Source organism: Nocardioides sp., assembly GCA_037045645.1.
Lineage (GTDB): Bacteria > Actinomycetota > Actinomycetes > Propionibacteriales > Nocardioidaceae > Nocardioides.
Genome location: JBAOIH010000011.1, coordinates 22,845 through 40,888, shown reverse-complemented (window position 1 = coordinate 40,888; position 18,044 = coordinate 22,845). Strand labels below are relative to the sequence as shown.

Annotated in this window: 18 protein-coding genes and 3 pseudogenes; 12 read left to right on the top strand and 9 right to left on the bottom strand. The window is 66.8% G+C overall.

Annotated elements, in window-relative coordinates:
• Positions 1-235 precede the first annotated feature (235 nt).
• On the top strand, positions 236-1,921 hold the full coding sequence (locus V9G04_18220; GenBank protein ID MEI2715167.1) for a HAMP domain-containing sensor histidine kinase: 1,686 nt from the start codon (positions 236-238) through the stop codon (positions 1,919-1,921).
• On the opposite strand, the gene V9G04_18215 is transcribed toward V9G04_18220, so the two are convergent.
• The 5 genes from V9G04_18215 to V9G04_18195 are packed head-to-tail and all read right to left on the bottom strand — an operon-like array spanning position 1,893 to position 6,370.
• Positions 1,893-2,810, bottom strand: coding sequence for a carboxypeptidase regulatory-like domain-containing protein (locus tag V9G04_18215; GenBank protein MEI2715166.1), 918 nt, complete (start codon positions 2,808-2,810; stop codon positions 1,893-1,895). The genes V9G04_18220 and V9G04_18215 overlap by 29 nt on opposite strands.
• Positions 2,811-2,830: 20 nt before the next feature.
• Positions 2,831-3,709 (bottom strand): response regulator transcription factor, encoded by an 879-nt coding sequence (locus V9G04_18210; protein ID MEI2715165.1) that lies wholly within the window; start codon positions 3,707-3,709, stop codon positions 2,831-2,833.
• Positions 3,702-4,148, bottom strand: a complete 447-nt coding sequence (locus tag V9G04_18205) for a hypothetical protein (GenBank protein ID MEI2715164.1) — start codon at positions 4,146-4,148, stop codon at positions 3,702-3,704. The genes V9G04_18210 and V9G04_18205 overlap by 8 nt, the downstream gene beginning before the upstream one ends.
• 8 nt (positions 4,149-4,156) lie before the next feature.
• Positions 4,157-4,867 (bottom strand): hypothetical protein, encoded by a 711-nt coding sequence (locus tag V9G04_18200; protein MEI2715163.1) that lies wholly within the window; start codon positions 4,865-4,867, stop codon positions 4,157-4,159.
• A gap of 42 nt (positions 4,868-4,909) precedes the next feature.
• The gene (locus tag V9G04_18195) at positions 4,910-6,370 is read right to left on the bottom strand and encodes a glycosyltransferase family 2 protein (GenBank protein MEI2715162.1); all 1,461 of its coding nucleotides are present in this window, start codon (positions 6,368-6,370) and stop codon (positions 4,910-4,912) included.
• Between the two features lie 463 nt (positions 6,371-6,833).
• On the opposite strand from V9G04_18195, the gene V9G04_18190 reads away from it, so the two are divergent.
• The 3 genes from V9G04_18190 to V9G04_18180 all read left to right on the top strand — a co-directional run bounded on the left by V9G04_18190 (position 6,834) and on the right by V9G04_18180 (position 7,905).
• Positions 6,834-7,133: an acyl-CoA dehydrogenase family protein gene (locus V9G04_18190; GenBank protein ID MEI2715161.1), complete on the top strand. Its 300-nt coding sequence runs from the start codon at positions 6,834-6,836 to the stop codon at positions 7,131-7,133.
• A 65-nt stretch (positions 7,134-7,198) separates the two neighbouring features.
• Complete coding sequence (locus V9G04_18185) at positions 7,199-7,537, top strand: acyl-CoA dehydrogenase family protein (protein ID MEI2715160.1); 339 nt, start codon at positions 7,199-7,201, stop codon at positions 7,535-7,537.
• Between the two features lie 98 nt (positions 7,538-7,635).
• The gene (locus V9G04_18180; GenBank protein MEI2715159.1) at positions 7,636-7,905 is read left to right on the top strand and encodes an acyl-CoA dehydrogenase family protein; all 270 of its coding nucleotides are present in this window, start codon (positions 7,636-7,638) and stop codon (positions 7,903-7,905) included.
• A 398-nt stretch (positions 7,906-8,303) separates the two neighbouring features.
• Here V9G04_18180 and V9G04_18175 read toward each other — a convergent pair whose 3' ends face one another.
• Entirely contained in the window at positions 8,304-9,737 is a 1,434-nt protein-coding gene (locus tag V9G04_18175) for an ATP-binding protein (GenBank protein ID MEI2715158.1), read from the bottom strand.
• Between the two features lie 85 nt (positions 9,738-9,822).
• On the opposite strand from V9G04_18175, the gene V9G04_18170 reads away from it, so the two are divergent.
• The 4 genes from V9G04_18170 to V9G04_18155 all read left to right on the top strand — a co-directional run bounded on the left by V9G04_18170 (position 9,823) and on the right by V9G04_18155 (position 12,551).
• Complete coding sequence (locus V9G04_18170; protein MEI2715157.1) at positions 9,823-10,560, top strand: VIT family protein; 738 nt, start codon at positions 9,823-9,825, stop codon at positions 10,558-10,560.
• 89 nt (positions 10,561-10,649) lie between these two features.
• Positions 10,650-11,096 (top strand): DUF2231 domain-containing protein, encoded by a 447-nt coding sequence (locus V9G04_18165; GenBank protein ID MEI2715156.1) that lies wholly within the window; start codon positions 10,650-10,652, stop codon positions 11,094-11,096.
• Positions 11,097-11,141: 45 nt separating this feature from the next.
• Complete coding sequence (gene thpR / locus V9G04_18160; protein MEI2715155.1) at positions 11,142-11,708, top strand: RNA 2',3'-cyclic phosphodiesterase; 567 nt, start codon at positions 11,142-11,144, stop codon at positions 11,706-11,708.
• Between the two features lie 297 nt (positions 11,709-12,005).
• The gene (locus V9G04_18155; GenBank protein ID MEI2715154.1) at positions 12,006-12,551 is read left to right on the top strand and encodes a hypothetical protein; all 546 of its coding nucleotides are present in this window, start codon (positions 12,006-12,008) and stop codon (positions 12,549-12,551) included.
• An 87-nt stretch (positions 12,552-12,638) separates the two neighbouring features.
• On the opposite strand, the pseudogene pntB reads toward V9G04_18155, so the two are convergent.
• The 3 pseudogenes from pntB to upp form a co-directional block, all read right to left on the bottom strand.
• Positions 12,639-14,058, bottom strand: a pseudogene (gene pntB / locus V9G04_18150) (Re/Si-specific NAD(P)(+) transhydrogenase subunit beta).
• Between the two features lie 29 nt (positions 14,059-14,087).
• Positions 14,088-15,631 (bottom strand): annotated as a pseudogene (locus tag V9G04_18145) (Re/Si-specific NAD(P)(+) transhydrogenase subunit alpha).
• Between the two features lie 127 nt (positions 15,632-15,758).
• Positions 15,759-16,401 (bottom strand): annotated as a pseudogene (gene upp, locus V9G04_18140) (uracil phosphoribosyltransferase).
• 65 nt (positions 16,402-16,466) lie between these two features.
• On the opposite strand from upp, the gene V9G04_18135 reads away from it, so the two are divergent.
• From V9G04_18135 to V9G04_18120, 4 genes are all read left to right on the top strand, one after another.
• A complete protein-coding gene (locus V9G04_18135) occupies positions 16,467-16,892 on the top strand; it encodes a nucleoside deaminase (GenBank protein MEI2715153.1) in 426 nt (141 codons plus the stop codon).
• Positions 16,893-16,981: 89 nt separating this feature from the next.
• Entirely contained in the window at positions 16,982-17,161 is a 180-nt protein-coding gene (locus tag V9G04_18130; protein MEI2715152.1) for a hypothetical protein, read from the top strand.
• A 235-nt stretch (positions 17,162-17,396) separates the two neighbouring features.
• Positions 17,397-17,588 carry a helix-turn-helix transcriptional regulator gene (locus tag V9G04_18125; GenBank protein ID MEI2715151.1) on the top strand — a complete coding sequence of 64 codons (192 nt, stop codon included), beginning with the start codon at positions 17,397-17,399 and terminating at the stop codon, positions 17,586-17,588.
• Positions 17,578-17,982 carry a hypothetical protein gene (locus V9G04_18120; protein ID MEI2715150.1) on the top strand — a complete coding sequence of 135 codons (405 nt, stop codon included), beginning with the start codon at positions 17,578-17,580 and terminating at the stop codon, positions 17,980-17,982. Before V9G04_18125 ends, V9G04_18120 begins: the two co-directional genes overlap by 11 nt.
• The last annotated feature ends 62 nt before the right edge of the window (positions 17,983-18,044 follow it).

Genomic DNA, 18,044 nt, shown 5'->3' with positions numbered 1-18,044 from the left:
CACCTGCTTGGAACGATAAAACCTCACCGGTGGGTGACCTCACCCACGCGGCGCCGCCAGACTCGCATCCCGTCGATCCTGGTCCATGTGCCGCCGCCGGCCACCTTGGCAGTCATGATGGACCCGACACCGTACGAACGGCAGGGAGGACAAGGACGTGGACCAGGACGCCAGCCCACGTTCCAGGCCCCGCTCGAACACCTGGGGCGCGCCATCGGATCGCGAGGCGCTGCTGGTGATCGCTGAGGATGTCCGCGCTCGCACCGGCTTCGCGGTCTGTGCCATCGAGGTGCTGCGCGCCGACGGGATGCTGGAGTTCGTGGCCATCGCGGGCAGTGCAGCAACCGGGCGGGCCCTGCTCGGTACGGCCTCCCCGCTCGCGGCGATGACGCCGGCTCTGCGATTGGGCGCTATCTATGGCGACTTCACCTTCGTGGCGACCGAGTGGCTGACCTCGCACGCCAAGGCACTGCTCGCCGAGTATGGGCACATCCCGGACCTTCCTGATTCATCCGACGTGCACCGGTGGCGAGCCGAGGACATGTTGGTGGCAAGCATTCGAGACGACCGCGGCGACCTGCGTGGCTTCCTCTATCTCGATGAACCTCTCGACGGGCTGCGCCGCACCGATCGCCAACTCAGTGAACTGACGTCGGATCTGGCGCTGCCACTGCGCGCCCTGCTGACCGCCTTCGAACGTGAGGAACTCGCACACCGCGCCCGTCTGCTCAGCGCTGCGGGGGAGGCCGTACGCCGGTTGTCGAGTCGCGGCGGAGTCAGTGCCTTCCTCGATGCCGCACGGCCCTATCTCACCGCAGGACTGCGCGCGGACGAACTGGTCTTCCGGCTCGACAACCAGACGATCTCGGAGAACATCGGCGATCTGCCCCAGTCGTTGCTTGCCGTGATCGATCGGTCCGCTCGGCGGTGTTGGGAGTGGGGCGCGGTGCTGATCGTCGAATCCCAGGAGGTCTGGGGCGACCCGTCCCTGTCCTTGGCAGATGCCACAGCTCTGTCTGCTCACGTCGCGGCCCGGGCCAACCGTCCAATGATCGTGTTGCCGATCGGAGCCGCGGATGAGTTCGTCGGCGCCGTGCTCTTCACGCGTGGGTCGTCGCGGTGGACCGGCGGTGAGTCCGTCGCGGCCACCGACATGGGTCAGGACCTGGGACGGGCGGTGCAACTGGCACACGCGCTGGATCGCGAGCAGGAACTCATCGAGGAGCTTCGCCGGGTCGACCGGCTGCGCAACGAGTTTGCTCGCACCGTGTCACACGAACTCAAGAACCCTCTGACCTTGTTGTCGTCCTACGTCGAGGTCCTGCAGGACGGGCCGCACCTGCAAAGTCAGGAGACGGCGTTGGACGCGATCGCGCGCGGCACCCTGCGGCTGGAGCGCCTGCTCAACGACCTGGGCACCTTGTCCTCGGTGGTGCAGGAGGCCGGCGCACCCCTTGTGCCGGTCAACCTCAACTCGACCGTACGAGACGCGGTGGAACTCAACCTCGCCGCGGCGACCCGACGCGGCATCGCGCTGACATCCGAGGTGCCCAAGGCGGCGACTGTGGTGTCGGGTGATGCCCAAGCACTGCTCGACGCGCTGCACAACCTGGTCAGCAACGCGGTGAAATACTCCGATGCCGGTGGCGTCGTGCACCTGAGCCTGAGCCGCGACGGAGAGCAGGTGAGCTTGCAGTGCCGCGACGAAGGCCTCGGCATCTCCGAAGCCGACCAGCGCAAACTCTTCACCGACTTCTTCCGCTCGACCAACGTCGAGGCGCTGCGACGTCCGGGGACGGGATTGGGCTTGCCGATCGTACGGCGCACCGTGGAGCGCCTCGGCGGTCAGATCGACGTCTCCTCGCGCCTGGGCGTCGGCACCACGTTCACCGTCACGTTCCCGGCAATGGCGACAGCCTGACCTCGACCTGGCGAGTCCTGCCGGCGCGTACGCGTACCCGAGGCGACACCTCGGCTCCCGGGTAGCCCGCGGTGCCCGGCACGATCAACGTGTAGCGACCAGGCATCAGGCCACGCAACAAGAAGTCACCGCGCCGAGCCCGGGCACTCCACCACTGGCCGGTGCGCTTGCTGACCGCGGTCACCCACATCGACTCCGTGGGCAGGCTGGTGCCGGTGAAGACGAACCCCTGCAGGCCTCCGGCTCGCACCGGCAGTCGCAGGCGTACGTCCGGCCCGGCCCCGGGCCGCTCCAATCGCACGTCCAGTCCGCGCCCGACCCAACGCCCGCGGCGATCACGTCCCCACAAGGTGACCTTTCCCTTCGGCAGCCCGCCCATCGCGAACTCGCCGCGCGAGTTCGCGCGCACCTCGTACGACACCCCGGAGGCATCGCTGGCCACCACCGTCACCGCACGCGCCGGGCGTTGTTGCGGGCCGGCCACGACCCGGCCGGTGACGTACGCGCCGCGGCGCAACCGGATGCTGGTGGCGGTCGTGGCGTCCGCAGTGACGCTGACGAAGCGGTCGACCGTCATCAAGGCATCCAGGCGCCAGCGCGGCCCCTGGTCGGAGAACTGCAGGCGATAGCCGGCCGGAGTCAGCCCAGCGAAGGAGAAGCGCCCGGTCGCCGTCGTGGTGGCATCGCGCAGGAAGGTCCAGTTGGTGTCGAAGAGTGCCACTTTGACCCGGGCGGCGCCCTCGCCGTCCAGGCCGATCGCGCGCCCCACCACCTCGCCGAGGCCCGACCCCGGCACCTCGGTGGTGTGTGCAGCGGCTGCGTACGGTCCGGTCAGTGCGAGTGCTGACATCAGTCCCGTCACGCCTGCCAGAGCTGCCTTGAATCTCATCTGTGCCTCACTTCTGCTGCTCACATGCACATGCGGTAGCCGACGCCGCGTACGTTCTCCACCCACTTCGGTGTCACCCCCGTGTCGCCGAGTTTGCGCAGCAGGTTGGACATGTGTGCCCGGACCGTGCGCTGGTCGTTCTCGTCGATCTGGTAGTCGGTGACATAGCCCTCGTTTCGCAAGCAGAGCACCAGGTTGGCGGTGCTGCGGACCCGGCCGCCCGACTCGACCAGCGCCGCCAGGAGCGCGTACTCGCTGGGGTTGAGCCCGATCTCGGTGCCGTCGACCTTGACTTCCTGCCGCGTTGTGTTCAGGGCCAGCGAGCCACAACGTACGACCTCCTCGTCCTGGTCCCCGCCGGTGTCTGCCACGACGACCTCGACGGGATCCTCGTCATGACCGGTCGGGGTGTGCACGACCGGGTCGACCAGGACAGCGGCCTTCGTGACCTCGGGCTCGACCGCCGCCGGCGCCGGCGCCGGCGGACTCGGTTCGCCCGCCAGCTCGGTGAATCCGCGAGGTCGGCGCAGCAACGCCTCGACCCGCGCGCGCAACTCCCGTGGGCGAAAGGGCTTGCGCAGGTAGTCGTCGGCCCCGGCCGACAGGCCTTCGATGATGTCGATCTCGTCGGACAGTGCGCTGACCATCAGGATGTAGGTGTCGCTGAACTCCCGAATCAGCCGAGCCGCGGCGAAGCCGTCCATGCCGGGCATCGACACGTCGACGATGGTGACGATCGGGTCGAGTTCGCGCACCATCGCCAGGCCGTCCACAGCGTTGCTGGCAAGGAACGGCTGGAAGCCGCTCTGCGTCATGATCTGGCCGTGCAATTCGCGGATGTCGTCATCGTCGTCGATCACGACCGCACGGCGCAGTCGGTGGGCCGTGGGATCACTCATGGCCACCTCCCGAAGCCTGCGCCCGGCCACGCAAGGGGCACGTGGTCAAGGCGCGCAGATAGCGCTGGTCAGAGGTGATCTCCCCGCGCACCTGCCGGATCCGCGTACCCGGCACGGCATAGAGCCGGTTGTCGAACGCGACGACCTCGCACGACCCCATGCGGACGCCGGCGACGGGCTCTCCCTTGTCGTCCGAACACCACTCATAGTTCGCGGGCAGGCGTACGCCCGCGGCCCAGACGTTCGCACACGCTTGGGCATCGGCTCGGACGTAGAGCAGCGCGAACTGTTCTTGGCGCATGGCCGCGACCGGCTTCGGGAGGACGTCTTGGACCCGTTGCACCACCGAGGTCGGGGCCGGTGTGCTCTCCTCCTGCGGAGAACTGCACGTCGACACGGCACTGAGTACGGCGGTGGTGAGGGCGATGATCTTGAACATGGCGGCACCTACGTCGCGTTGTAGGGAACAGGTTGGGGACGGGTGGCGTACTCGGAGGAGAAGATCGCAATCGGCAACTCCTGCACCACATCGCGCCTGAAATAGCGCCGCGATCCGGGCTTGGCCTGCACGTGCACGGTGAACCGGAAGGTCAGCGTCACGCCCTCGGTGTCGTCGGCCATGTCCTTGATCGCCTGGTTGCGCAACTCGAAGGCACCCTTGGGCGAGGTGATCAGCATCCCCCTCCGACGCAGGGTGCGAGGTTCGGGATCGAAGGTGATGTCCTCGGCGCGCGCGTCGAGGGCGTACGGCGACTCCACGGTCCCTGACTTGGTCGTGGTGCTCGACGTGATCTGCGTACGTTCCAACCACACAAGTCGCTTGGTCGCGAAGGGGTCTCTCAGGCGCCGGCGGGTGTCGTAGGCCTGGAAGGAGAACGAGAAGAACTTGTCGCCCTTGGGGTACCACTCCTGCATCCGTGGCGTCGCCTTGGCCGACCAGACCGTGTAGACGAAGTCGATGCCGTTGATCCGGATGTGCGATTGCAGGGTGCCGTCGCGGGAGAACTCCGACCCGAACGGAGCCTCGCGTACGAAGGGCTGCGGCTCCGGCGTCTGGGTGGTTTGTGGATCGGTCCCGGTGGCGGGCGTGCAGGCCGTCGTGAGCAGGACGGCGGCCAGCAGCCCAACCAGGATCCGCAATGGATGGGTACCGGTCATCGTGGACTCCCCTCGTGGCTTCGGATTGCGTCTCATGGCCGGCTAGACCTGGTAGCCGCGGTAGTTGCGCAGGCACTTCAAGAACAGCCAACTGCTCTGCGCGATCGTGAGAATCGCCAGCGAGATCCAGCCGACATAGAGCGCGACGATCCGCCAGGACTCCGGCAACTGCAAGAAGATCAAGATCAGCGCAGCCGCGCTGACGAGTGCGATCCCGTACGGCGCCAAGTAGGCGTGCGAACCGCGGCCTCGTTCGGCTTGTGACTGCAAGGCCCAGTTGTCGGCGTCGGAGCGAGACAAGAACTTCGCCCACGCGCGTACGAAATGCCCGATCCGGGCCCAGATGTAGATCTCGGCCGGGAACCACAACAACGCGAACGCGTAGTCGCGCCACGTGCGGGCCTTCATCGAATGCGCGATCCGCAGGTTGAGCAGAGTCGCGATCAGCGGCGGGGTCAGCCAGACCCAACTGAAGACGAAAGCGTCCATCAGCATCGAGCAGATGAACAACACCACCAGGGAGAATCGGGTGTAGGTGTTGAGCAGCATCGCGAAGTTCTCGAACCAGCGCAGCCGCAGGTTGGGGTGCAGCGGTTGGCCGCGGGTGTCGCCACGCTGGCCGGGCCACATCAAGTCGATGGCGCCGGCGTTCCACTTGACCTGCTGGGCGTCGAGCGACTTCAACGTCAGCATGCCGCCGACGTGGGCGCGAGCATGTGCGCTGATCTTGGTCAGGAACCCGGCGCTGCGGATCTGCAGTGACAGCAGTGAGTCCTCGATCTCGCTGTCACGGACCCACGGGTGCTGTTGGTGGGTTTCCTCCATCACCCGTTGCAGTGCCGACATGCGAAAGATCGAGTACTGCCCACCGAGGACGGCCATCTGCCTGCCACGCAGCAGGTTCTGCATGTTGAAGGACGCGAACTGCTGGCGCTGACCGGCGATCAGGAAGCGGGCCACCGCGCCCTTGATGTGGCGGTCGTCGATGTCGTAGATCGCCGAGATACCACCGATGCGGTGGTCGCTTTCGATCTCGGTGAGCAGGTGCTCGATGGCATCCGGCTCCGCCACGGTGTCGCCGTCCACACCGAGGAAGTAGTCGACGCCGTCAACGAGGCGGAAGCCGTAGTTGAGCGCACCGACCTTCTTGTCGGGGTTGTCCCCGATGTCGTGGATGTAGACCTCGGTGAACTCGTCGACCCCGTCAACCTCGCGTACGTGCAGTCCGGCATAACGCCGCGCCACCTCGACCGAATCGTCGGTGGAGTTGTTGACCACCACGTGGATCGCGTCCGGCAGGCGGGTCTGGTTCAGCAGCGATTCGAGGACCTGAGTGATCGAGTCAGCCTCGTTGTAGGCCGGGATCACGCACCCGATGGAGGGACGGTAGGAGCCCAAGACCTCCGCGCTGGGGTCGATTCTGGGTGTCGGGACGCGCAAACTGACCAGCGCGCCGCGCGAAGGTCCCGCTGCGGGTGAGGTGTTGGCATCGTGAACGACCACGCGTCGACGCTATGGCCGTCCTGGCGAGACGTCGTCCGTAGGTGACTACGTAGAAACCCGCCGAGCGGGCGCGAACGCACGCGTGAAATCCGCCGAGCGGGCGCGAACGCACGCGTGAAATCCGCCGAGCGGGCGCAAAGGCACGCGCAGCGCCGGGGGCGTGGGGCGGATCTCGCCGTACCCGTTGGGCATGATCGGCCGCAGTCGGGTGCCCAGCCAGGGCGGGGGAAGGTGCCGAGCGGGCCGTCGGGTCGGTCGAGCTGAGTCGAGACCCCATCGCCCCGCCGCACGCGGACAAAGCGCGGGTTGCCACGGCGCCGACAGCGGGCGTACGCATCGGGTCACGCGAACCGGTTACCCAGCAGTAGGATCGATGGCATGAAGCGCGAGATCTACGACGAGGACCACGAGGCGTACCGCGCCTCCGTCAAGGAGTTCCTGCGACCGCAAGGTCGTCCCCAACTTGGAGAAGTACGCCGAGAATCACGGCCTCGACCGGCAGTTCTGGCTCGATGCGGGCGAGGCGGGTCTGCTCGGCCTGGAGATTCCGGAGGAGTTCGGCGGCGCCGAGGCCGGCGACTACCGCTTCAACGCGGTGCTCACCGAGGAACTCGCCAAGGTCAACATGACGTTGCCGTCGTGCCTGGGCATCCACGCCGACATCATGCGCGCCGTACCTCGTGCACCTGACCAACGAGGAGCAGAAGCAGCGCTGGCTGCCCAAGTTCGCCACCGGCGAGACTCGTCACCGCGATCGGCATGACCGAGCCCGTCGGGTGGCTCCGACCTCGCCAACCTCAAGACCACTGCCGTACGCGATGGCGACGACTGGATCATCAACGGCTCCAAGACCTTCATCACCAACGGCGGTTCAGCGCGACCTGGTCGATCGTCGCGGCGCGCACGTCGCCGGAGAAGAAGGCCAAGGGCATCTCGCTCTTCGGCGTCGACACCACACTGCCCGGCTTCTCGGTCGGTCGCGTGCTCGACAAGGTCGGCCAGGACGAGTCCGACACGGCCGAGTTGTCGTTCGAGAACGTACGCGTGTCCAACGCCGACCTGATCGGCCCGCTCGACACCGGCTTCATCTCGATGATGCAGTTCCTGCCTCAGGAACGGCTCGGCTCGGCGGTCACCAACCTCGCGCACGCGGCCGCAGATCCTTGAAGGAGACGATCGCAGTACGCCAAGGACCGCACCGCGTTCGGCGTACCCGATCGGCGCCTTCCAGAACACCCAGTTCCTGCTGGCCGACCTGACCACCCGTGTCGAGGTCACGTCAGGCGTACGTCGACCAGTGCGTCATCGCGCACGCTGCCGGAGAGTTGACCGCGGTCGACGCGGCCAAGGCGAAGTGGTGGACGTCGCAGGTGCAAAACGACGTGCTCGACCACTGCGTACAGATCTACGGTGGCTACGGCTACATGAACGAGTACCGCGTGGCCCGCGCCTGGCGCGACGCCCGCGTCACCAAGATCTGGGCGGGTTCGAACGAGATCATGAAGATGCTGATCGCGCGGGACCTGGGTCTCTGAGCCGGAGCGAGGAGGGAGCCCCGGCGTAGCCGGGTGTGACTGACGAGTGGAGGTGAAGGGGCCCGATCAGGTGGGTCTCTGAGCCGGAGCGAGGAGGGAGCCCCGGCGTAGCCGGGTGTGACTGACGAGTGGAGGTGAAGGGGCCCGATCAGGTGGGTCTCTGAGCCGGAGCGAGGAGGGAGCCCCGGCGTAGCCGGGTGTGACTGACGAGTGGAGGTGAAGGGGCCCGCTTCAACTCGGCTTGTAGTCGACCTGTCGCGTTTGCTTCGGCGGAGGGCCTCGACCTGTCGCGTTTGCTTCGGCGCCTGTGCATAACTGAAGCAGATGCGACAGCTCGGCGGGTTCGCGCGGAGCAGATGCGACAGCTCGGCGGGTTCGCGAAGAGCAGATGCGACAGGTCAGATGGTGCCGAAGCCGGACGGTCCGGCCGATCGACCTCGTGAACCCATCCCGCCCGAGCCCGGCCCCGTCGAGCCGAGCAACGACCGGGTCAACGCCTCGCTGTCCCCGAGCATCTCGTCGAGCACCTCGCCGAACAGCGCATCCGACATCTCACGTGAGGTGTCGGCCGAGACCAGGACCGCGCGCCGCGCGAGTTCCTTGAAGAACGACGCGGTGACGCAGTTCGTACGCTTCGCCGCCGACTCGATCGCCTCGTCCGACAGCCCGAGCGACCCGGCATACAGACGCAGCAACTTCGAGCGCGCCGCCGCATCCGGCAGCGGCACCTCCAGTGCCAGGTCAACGCGCCCGGGCCGCTGCGACAACGCCTCCTCCAGCAGATCGGCGCGGTTGGTGGTGAGTACGAACGCCACATCGGCCTCCGCGTTGAGGCCATCCATCGCGTCGAGCAGCGTGTAGAGCAGCGGCTGCGGCCCGTGATACTCGCGGTGCTCGGCGATCAAATCGATGTCCTCCATCACCACGATCGCGGGCTCGAGTGCCTGGGCGAGTTCGGTTGCTTCCGAGATCAGTCCAAGGGAGTTTCCGGCGAGTACGACGGCCGTGACGTCCGGCAATTGTGAGAGCAGATACCGCACCGAATGGGTCTTGCCTGTGCCCGGGGGGCCGTACAGCAGCAGCCCACGTTTGAGGTGCTGCCCGGCCGCCCGCAGGCGCTCGCGGTGGCGGGCAGGTCCGGCCACGTGTCGCTCGATCCGGTGCGCCGCGCCTTCGGGCAAGACCAGATCGTGAGCGCTGATCGCGGGGCGCGGCAGAAAGACGATGCCGCCAGAGCCCCGGTGATACATCGGGTCCGCATTGCCGAAACTCAACACCTGGCCGCGGAAGACCGACTTCTCCAGCATCATCCGGCGCAGGTCGGCGAGCAGGGCCTCGACCACGTCGTCCGCAGCCAGGATCTCCAGGCCGTTGGCGCCGTCGTACTGCTCCTTGCGGCGCTTCTGCAGTGCCGCGACCGGCACGCCGTCGTAGGAGAACAGGTGGATGCCGAACGTCACCGCGTCGCGGGAGGAGTCGGGCCCGGTGTCGACGCGATCGCGGTCGACCGAGCCGATCGGCACCCTCCAGTTGCGTTGCAGCAGGTCACCGAAGGACGAGTGGTGGCGTCTATCCCCGCCGCCGACACCGAGTACGGAGCCGCCGCCGTGCTGCTCGACGAGGGCCTGCATCGCGATGTCCAGATTCACGAACTGATGCCCGGGCACCTCCATCCGTGTGACCGGCAGTTTCGACGCGTCGGTGCCTAGATGCGAGGTCAGTTCATCGATGAGCCAAGGGCCACTCTCGTCGCCACGCTGGCGCACCTCGTCTATCGCCTCGTCGAGGAAGACCTGGATGCTTTTGATGACGTCCCAGCCGCGCTCGTCCACGTACTGAAATCTAGTGACTGAACGCAAGCGACAGGCAAGCCTCACCTTCGTTGCGCCGACCCTCGGACCGAGTTTGGATCAGCGAGTGAGCCAACCGCACATCGGCACCGACGAACAGCCCGCCCACTGGCACGACGAGGTCGATCCCAGCGAGGGCGGCCGACTCAACTGGCTGCGAGCCGCGGTCCTCGGCGCGAACGACGGCATCGTGTCGACCGCCGGTGTGGTGATGGGTGTCGCCGGAGCGACCACCGACCACAACGCGATTCTGGTCGCCGGCACTGCGGCACTGGTCGCCGGGGCGATCAGCATGGCTGCGGGGGAGTACGTCTCGGTGAGCACGCAGCGCGACTCCGAGAAGGCGGTCCTCGCCCTCGAAGCCGAAGAGTTGCGGCGGATGCCGGAGACGGAACTGGCCGAACTGGCCAAGATGTATGAGAAGAAGGGTCTGGAGCCCGAGCTAGCCGAGAAGGTCGCCGAGCAACTCACTGCACACGATGCCTTGGCCGCGCACGCCGAACTCGAGTTCGGCATCAATCCCAACGAGTTGGTGAACCCCTGGCATGCCGCCTGGGCCTCCATGATCGCCTTCACTCTCGGGGCGCTGCTCCCGTTGCTGATCGTGGCATTCACTCCCTCCTCTGCCCGACTGATCGCCACGGTGTCGAGCGTCGCGGCGGCGCTCGCCCTCACGGGCTACGTCAGCGCTCGTCTCGGTCTGGCGCCGTGGGTTCCGGCTGTCGTACGCAATGTGGCCGGCGGGCTCCTCGCGATGGGGATCACCTATTTGGTCGGCGATCTGGTCGGCTCACAGTTGGGCTAGCACCTGCTCACAGCCTGTTCACAGGTTGCGCAACCACCCTGGACGTAGGTTGCCGACACGGCAACGACCTTCACTGAACGGATCCGCATATGTTCGACTCGATCGCAGGCCTGCCCGTCCACCCACTCGTCGTCCACGCGGTGGTGGTGCTGGCGCCGCTGGCAGCGCTGCTGCTGGTGACGTACGTCCTCAAGCCCGCCTGGCAGCGCGGTCTGCAGTGGCCCCTGCTCGGCCTGAGCACCATCGCGGCGATCAGCGCCTTCGTCGCCACCCAGAGCGGCGAAGCGCTGGAGCACCGGGTGGGCGAACCGGGCTTCGATCACGCCGCACGTGGGGACCTGGCGGCGATCTCGACGTACGTCATGCTCGGCGCGGTTGGCGCGGTGATCTTCTGGCTGGCTGCCCCGGGCAAGGGCCGGTCATGGCCGGCCATCGTCCTGGGCATCGGCGCTGCCGCCTTCGTGCTCACAGCCGTCATTCTGGCCGGGCACTCGGGCGCCTCGTCGGCGTGGAACGGCGTCATCACCAAGAACTGATCGGTCCGCCACCTGTCGGGATGGCACGATGGCTCCGTGGCCCGGATGTTTGTCGCGATCGTGCCTCCCGAGGAGGCGGTGGAGCACCTCGACGAGTTCTTGGACGTACGCCGAGAGTCCGGATCGTTTCGCTGGACGCCTGCGGAGCAGTTCCACTTCACGCTGGCCTTCTGCGCGGCGGTGCCGGGTGGCAAGTCCGATGACTTCGTGGACCGGCTGGAGCGCGCCGCGGCCAAGCGGACTTCCTTCGAACTTCGGATCAGCGGCGGGGGAGCGTTCCCTGACCCGGCGTCCGCTCGCGTGCTGTGGGCGGGAGCACAGACCGACGACGCGGGGCGCAGCGAACTGGAGCGGGCTGCGGCGGGGGCTCGTACGGCCGCCGCCACTGCCGGCATCGAAGTCGACGGTCGACGCTTCGCGCCCCACCTCACAGTGGCGCGGTTAGGGCGACCAACCGAGATGAGCAACTGGGTCCGGCTGCTGGAGGCGTACGAAGGCCCCTCCTGGCGTGCAGATCGCGTCACTCTGATCGAGTCGCATCTGGGTGAGGGCCCGCGCAGGAGGCCGCGCTATGAGGTCGTGGAGGAGTTCGCTCTCCACACTCGACCCTGATCCGTGCGCAACTCGCGCCGGAACCCTGGTGCACGGCCAGAAGTCGAACCGCGACCACGCCAACTGGGACCTGTGGGTGTTCAATCCTCACAAGGCCAGCACCAGTTACTACATCGTCGCGATCGCGGACGGAGCGTCCTGATGGAATGCAATCCCCTCACTGCCTCGAGGCAGACCCGCCGCGCACTTCGCCGGGGCAAGCTGTCGTTCGTCGCAGTAGCCGTGACGTTCGCGCTCGTCTCTGCCTGCCAGTCGCAGCCTGAAGCAGGGGCCGTTCGCGAAGCCACGAGACTGGCCATGGAGTCCATGCAGCAGATCGGAGCGATCGACGCCCTGTCCCCGAACCCGGACGCGAACGTCGCTGCCGTTCAGGCTCCTGGCGACCTCGCGAAGGGGAAGCGACCCGAACTCCGTCAACTAAGCGTGGGTCGCATCCAGGCGATGCAGGCCGCGAGCCAGAAGCGGCTGCGCACCTACTTTGCCGGTGCCCAACTCGACCACTTCCTCGAAGTCGACGGCGGGCAGCCCGGACGCTACAAGGGACTGACCCTGCGAGACGGTGCACCCGGGTCTCCCGCCGCCGACCCGTCTATAACAGGCGACTACGTTTTCACCGGAGGTGTGGACAACTTCAAGACAACCAGAGTGGTTGTCGACGGGGCCGAAGCAACCGTCTCCGGAACGGCGACCATCTGGCTGAACTCCGCGCTCGTACAAAAGGACCGCACTATGGTCCGCGACATTCCGGGCGACATCACCTTCACTGCGCATCTCGTGCGCGAAGGGTCGCAGTGGAAGGTCGACCAGTACGACGACGAGTTCGTCCCCGGTTCGGGCCCGTAACGTTTGGCGGCTTCGAAACCTGCTGCAAGTGAAGCCACCGAACTTTGGATCACGCGTCAGGCACTACCCCGAGATCCGCCCGGTCACTCAGGGCAACGACTTGATGATGTCCTCCACACGGTCCTTCGCGTCACCGAACAGCATCTGGGTGTTGTCCTTGAAGAACAGCGGGTTCTGCACCCCGGCATAGCCAGTCGCCATCGAACGCTTGAAGACGATCACGTCGCGCGCGTGCCACACCTCCAGCACCGGCATGCCGGCGATGGGGGAGTTGGGCTCCTCCAACGCCGCCGGGTTGACGGTGTCGTTGGCGCCGATCACGAGCACGACGTCGGTGTCGGAGAGATCCTCGTTGATCTCGTCCATCTCCAGCACGATGTCGTAGGGCACCTTGGCCTCGGCGAGCAGCACGTTCATGTGCCCGGGCAGTCGCCCGGCGACCGGGTGGATGCCGAAGCGTACGTTCGACCCCGCGCGCGCGCAGCTTCGAGGTCAGGTCGGCCACGGCGTACTGCGCCTGCGCGGTCGCCATGCCGTAACCGGGCGTGATCACCACCGAGTTGGCGTCGGCGAGCAAGTTCGGCCGCAGCGTCGGCCTGGATCTCGCGGTGCTCGCCGTAGTCGCGGTCCTCGCCCCCACCGGACGTGTCCGCGCCGAAACCGCCCGCGATCACGTTGATGAACGAGCGGTTCATCGCCTTGCACATGATGTAGGACAAGATCGCACCGGACGACCCGACCAGCGACCCGGTGATGATCAGCAGGTCGTTGCAGAGCATGAAGCCCGCGGCGGCTGCGGCCCAGCCGGAGTACGAGTTCAGCATCGACACCACGACCGGCATGTCGCCGCCACCGATGGCGGAGACCATGTGGAAGCCGAGGATCAGCGCCAGCACGGTCATCGCCAACAGCGGGTACGACCGCTAGGTCGCTCTCGGTGACGCGGAACCACACGCACAGCGCCGCAGACACGAGCACGATCGCCAGGTTGAGCCAGTGCCGACCCGGCAGCATCAGCGGCGCGGACTTCATCTTCGCGCTCAGCTTCAGGTAGGCCACGATCGAGCCGGTCAACGTCAGCGCACCGATGAAGACGCCGATGAAGACCTCGAGGTCGTGAACGCCGTTGCGATGCGCGATCTCCTGCGATTCGAAGTACGAGTTGAAGCCCACCAGCACCGCAGCGAGACCGACGAAGCTGTGCAGCATCGCGATCAGCTCGGGCATGCCGGTCATCTCGACGGTGCGCGCCTTCCAGGCCCCGATGACACGCACCGGCCGCCATCGCGACGGCGATCATGATCAAGGTGATGAAGAACGAACGCTCGCCGTCGAGTTCGGCCTTCTGGCCGGCCAGCAGCAGCGTGCCGATCAGCGCGATCGCCATGCCGATCATGCCGGCGAGGTTGCCCGCCTTGGCGGTCTCGTGCTTGCTCAGCCCAGCCAGCGCGGCGATGAAGAGCAGGCCCGCGATGATGTAGGCAGCCGGTGACGAGACCGGTGAGATGTGTGGAAGTCAGCAGATCATTCATTTGGTCAGTCCTTCCGGAACATCTCGAGCATGCGCAGCGTCACCAGGAAGCCACCGAAGATGTTGATGCTTGCCACGAAGACGGCCGCGAGCGCGATCACCATCACCAGCGGGTTGTCGCTGCCCACCTGGAGGATGCCGCCGACCAGGATGATCCCGGAGACGGCGTTGGTCTCGCTCATCAGCGGTGTGTGCAGCGCGTGCGACACATTGGAGATCACGTAGTAGCCCACGACCACCGCGAGCGCGAAGCACCGTGAAGTGGCTCAAGGAAGTGCCAGGCGGCGAACGCCGCGGCGAGCGCGAACAGGACCGCGGCCAGCGCGGCGGCGTACCACTTGCGGCGCGGGTCCTTCGGCTTCGCGGGCGCGGCCGGCGCGGCGACCGGCGCGGGTGCGGCTCGGGGCTGCCGAGACCTGTACGGGCGGCGGCGGCCACATCGACTTCGCCGTCGCGGGCGACGGTGATGCCGCGCTGGATCACGTCGTCCATGTCGAGCGTGAGCTGGCCGTCCTTCTCGGGCGTCAGCAGCTTGAGCAGGTTGACGATGTTGGTGCCGTAGAGCTGGCGAGGTCTGCGCGGCCAGTCGCCCTGCGAGGTCGGTGTACCCGAGGATCACCACGCCGTTGTCGGTGACGACCCGCTGGTCGGTCTCGGTCAGCGCCGACGTTGCCGCCGTTGGCCGCGGCCATGTCGACGATCACGCTGCCGTTGCCCATCGCGGCGATGGTGTCGGCGGTGATCAGCTTGGGCGCCGGGCGGCCCGGGATCAGCGCGGTCGTGATGACGATGTCGGCGTTGCGGCGCCTCCTCGTCGTACATCGCCGCCGTCGCGGCCTCCTGGTCGGCCGTCATCTCCTTGGCGTAGCCGTCGGTGGAGACCTCCTGCTCCATCTCGACGCGGACGAACTCCGCGCCCATCGACTCGACCTGCTCGGCGACCTCGGGGCGTACGTCGAAGGCGCGCACGATCGCACCCATCGAGTTGGCCGCACCGATCGGCGGCCAGGCCGGCGACACCGGCGCCGACGACGAAGACGCGCGCCGGCGCGGTCTTGCCCGCTGCGGTCACCTGCCCGGTGAACATCCGGCCGTATTCGTGCGCCGCCTCGATCACGGCGCGGTAGCCCGCGACGTTGGCCATCGAAGACAACACGTCCATCGACTGGGCGCGCGAGATGCGGGGGACGGCGTCCATCGCCAGCGCGGTGACGCCTTGTTGTTGCAGTCGCTCCAGCAGTTCAGGCGAGCGAGCGGGCGCCATCATCGAGACGATCGTCGCGCCGGGGCGCAGCCGACCAATCTCCTCGTCGGTGGGTGCGTTGACCTTGATGACCACATCGCTGGACCAGACGTCGTCGGCCGAGCCGACGCTCACCTGATCGTTGCCCAGGCTGATGAAAGCCTCGTCGGGCTGATCGGCGGCGGTGCCGGCACCGGACTCGATGACGACCTGATAGCCGAGTTTTTGCAGTTGCTCGGCCGTCTTGGCCGTCGCTGCGACGAGCGTCTCGCCGGACTTGGATTCGCGGGGAATTCCGATGCGCACACGGGCCTCCAAAGGTGATAGCGACCTCAACCTAACCGAGCGACAGCGCCCATGGCGTGGGGTCCATCACTCGGGGGAGTGGCACTCATCACCTTGACGAGATCGCCGACCTGCGGATTGTGAGTGGCTACTGCGCCAGGCCGTACAGCCGGTCGCCCGCATCGCCCAGGCCCGGCACGATGTAGCCCTTCTCGTTGAGCTTCTCGTCGATCGCGGCCGTGACCAGTGTGACCGGGACGGAGAGGTCCTTGAGTTCCTTCTCCATCCGCGCGATGCCCTCGGGCGCGGCGAGCAGGCAGATCGCGGTGATGTCGTCGGCGCCGCGGTCGGTCAGGAACTCGATCGCAGCCGCCAGGGTGCCGCCGGTCGCGAGCATCGGGTCGAGCACATAGCACTGGCGTCCCGACAGGTCCTCGGGCAGGCGCTCGGCGTACGTCGAGGCCTCCAACGTCTCCTCGTTGCGCACCATGCCCAGGAAGCCGACCTCGGCGGTGGGGAGCAATCGCATCAGGCCTTCGAGCATGCCGAGTCCCGCGCGCAGGATGGGTACGACCAGTGGCCGCGGCGTCGAGAGCTTCACGCCACTGGTGGGTCCGACAGGCGTATTGATGTCGACCGCGTTGACGCGCACGTCGCGCGTGGCCTCGTACGCCAAGCAGCGTCACCAACTGGTCCGCCAGGCGCCGGAAGGTCGGCGAGTCGGTGTTCTCGTCGCGCAAGGCGGTGAGTTTGTGGGCGACGAGAGGGTGGTCGACGACGAGGATGCGCATGGCGGAAACACTAATGCCTCGCCGGGGTCTGTCAGGCTGAGATCGTGGAGGCGTACGACGACCTGATGCGCGCCGCGCTCGACGAGGCGCGGCTGGCCTTGGCGACCGGTGATGTCCCCATCGGTGCGTTGGTGGTCGAGGCGTCCGGAGAGGTGGTCGGTCGCGGTCACAACGTGCGCGAAGCGGTCGGCGATCCGACCGGTCACGCGGAGGTCGTCGCGCTGCGGGCGGCTGCTTCGGCACGTGGCGAATGGCGGCTCGACGGCTGCACCCTGGTCGTGACCTTGGAGCCGTGCACGATGTGCGCGGGTGCGCTCGTCCTAGCCCGAGTCAGCCGCTTGGTCTTCGGGGCCTTCGACGACAAGGCCGGTGCGGTCGGCTCGCTGTGGGATGTCGTCCGCGATCGGCGACTCAACCACCGCCCGGAGGTTGTCGGCGGTGTCTTGGCACCCGAATGTGGTGCGCTGCTGACGGACTTCTTCCGATCCTGAGTTGTCAAGGTCACTTGACATTCGAACGGCTGTCAAGCATGCTTGACATGTCAAGGTGCCTTGACGCCGTCACCGCAAGGAGGACTCAGATGATGAGCAAGTCGACCCAACTGCTGGTCACCGGACTCGCCGCGTTCATCGCGGCGATGGGGATCAACGCATCCGGGGGCCTGGCCGTGCTGCGCGGGCTCTTCTTGGGGCTGGCCATCGTGTTGTTGATCGGGTCCGTAGTCGTGGGGCGCCGTGAGGATCGCGCCGAGAAGGACTGAGTCGGGCTGACGTGTCACTAACTAAGGCAGTTCGAGGCGGAAGGCACCTACGCGCAGTTCTTTCACGCGGGGAGGCCGCCCCTGCCACTGGGAACTGCCTTGGTTAGGAACACTCTCGGCGCCCACCACCTGTCTGAGCCGCGGGCGCGTGCGCTAGCGGGACTGACCGGGAGGAGAGAGACATGACGCACCACGAGCCACGTGCCAACGCGTTGCTGCTGACTGGCAACGCGCGATGAACAACGATGTCCGGGCATTGCGAGATCAGCGCGGTCTCTCCCAGGCCGCGCTCGGCGCGGCGCTCGGGGTCTCGCGCCAGACGATCAACTCGATCGAAACCGGGAAGTACGACCCCTCACTGCCGCTGGCGATCGCGATCGCCCGACACTTCGAGACCACCGTGGAGGAGATCTTCCATGTCGACTAAGTCCCAACAAGCACTCGGACTAGCCCTGGGTGCCGCCATCATCGTGACGCTATTCCTGCTTGTCGACCCACACAACGCCTCGATGGCCAAAGGACTCGCCCAAGGTGGTGCCTTCGCGTTGGCCGTTGCCGCATTCGCGTTCTGGCGCGCCAATCGCAACCCCGGGGGCGTCTCGGCGGCCGAGCGCGGCATGGCTGGCCTGGCGGATGAGCGCGACAACCGGGTCACCGAGAAGGCGTTGGCATTTGCCGGCCTCGCCTCGTTCGGCTGGATGGCGATGGCCGTCCTCCTGATCGGAGTTGGCGTCCGGCCCGAGATCCCCGGTGCCGTAATGGTGTGGGGGCAATTGGTCACCCTGATCGGGGCCTACGTGTGGCACAGTCGGCGGATGTGACGCCCGCGAGTTGTGACTAACTAAGGCAGTTCGAGGTGAATCGCGTGCGGGAGCCGCTTCCC

Excerpts from the sequence above, each read along its gene's own strand:
- V9G04_18215 (MEI2715166.1), bottom strand. The coding sequence starts at position 2,810 with ATGAGATTCAAGGCAGCTCTGGCAGGCGTGACGGGACTGATGTCAGCA.
- V9G04_18210 (MEI2715165.1), bottom strand. The coding sequence starts at position 3,709 with ATGAGTGATCCCACGGCCCACCGACTGCGCCGTGCGGTCGTGATCGAC.
- V9G04_18205 (MEI2715164.1), bottom strand. The coding sequence starts at position 4,148 with ATGTTCAAGATCATCGCCCTCACCACCGCCGTACTCAGTGCCGTGTCG.
- V9G04_18200 (MEI2715163.1), bottom strand. The coding sequence starts at position 4,867 with ATGACCGGTACCCATCCATTGCGGATCCTGGTTGGGCTGCTGGCCGCC.
- V9G04_18165 (MEI2715156.1), top strand. The coding sequence starts at position 10,650 with ATGTTCGACTCGATCGCAGGCCTGCCCGTCCACCCACTCGTCGTCCAC.
- thpR (MEI2715155.1), top strand. The coding sequence starts at position 11,142 with ATGTTTGTCGCGATCGTGCCTCCCGAGGAGGCGGTGGAGCACCTCGAC.
- V9G04_18155 (MEI2715154.1), top strand. The coding sequence starts at position 12,006 with ATGGAGTCCATGCAGCAGATCGGAGCGATCGACGCCCTGTCCCCGAAC.
- V9G04_18135 (MEI2715153.1), top strand. The coding sequence starts at position 16,467 with ATGCGCGCCGCGCTCGACGAGGCGCGGCTGGCCTTGGCGACCGGTGAT.
- V9G04_18130 (MEI2715152.1), top strand. The coding sequence starts at position 16,982 with ATGATGAGCAAGTCGACCCAACTGCTGGTCACCGGACTCGCCGCGTTC.
- V9G04_18125 (MEI2715151.1), top strand. The coding sequence starts at position 17,397 with ATGAACAACGATGTCCGGGCATTGCGAGATCAGCGCGGTCTCTCCCAG.
- V9G04_18120 (MEI2715150.1), top strand. The coding sequence starts at position 17,578 with ATGTCGACTAAGTCCCAACAAGCACTCGGACTAGCCCTGGGTGCCGCC.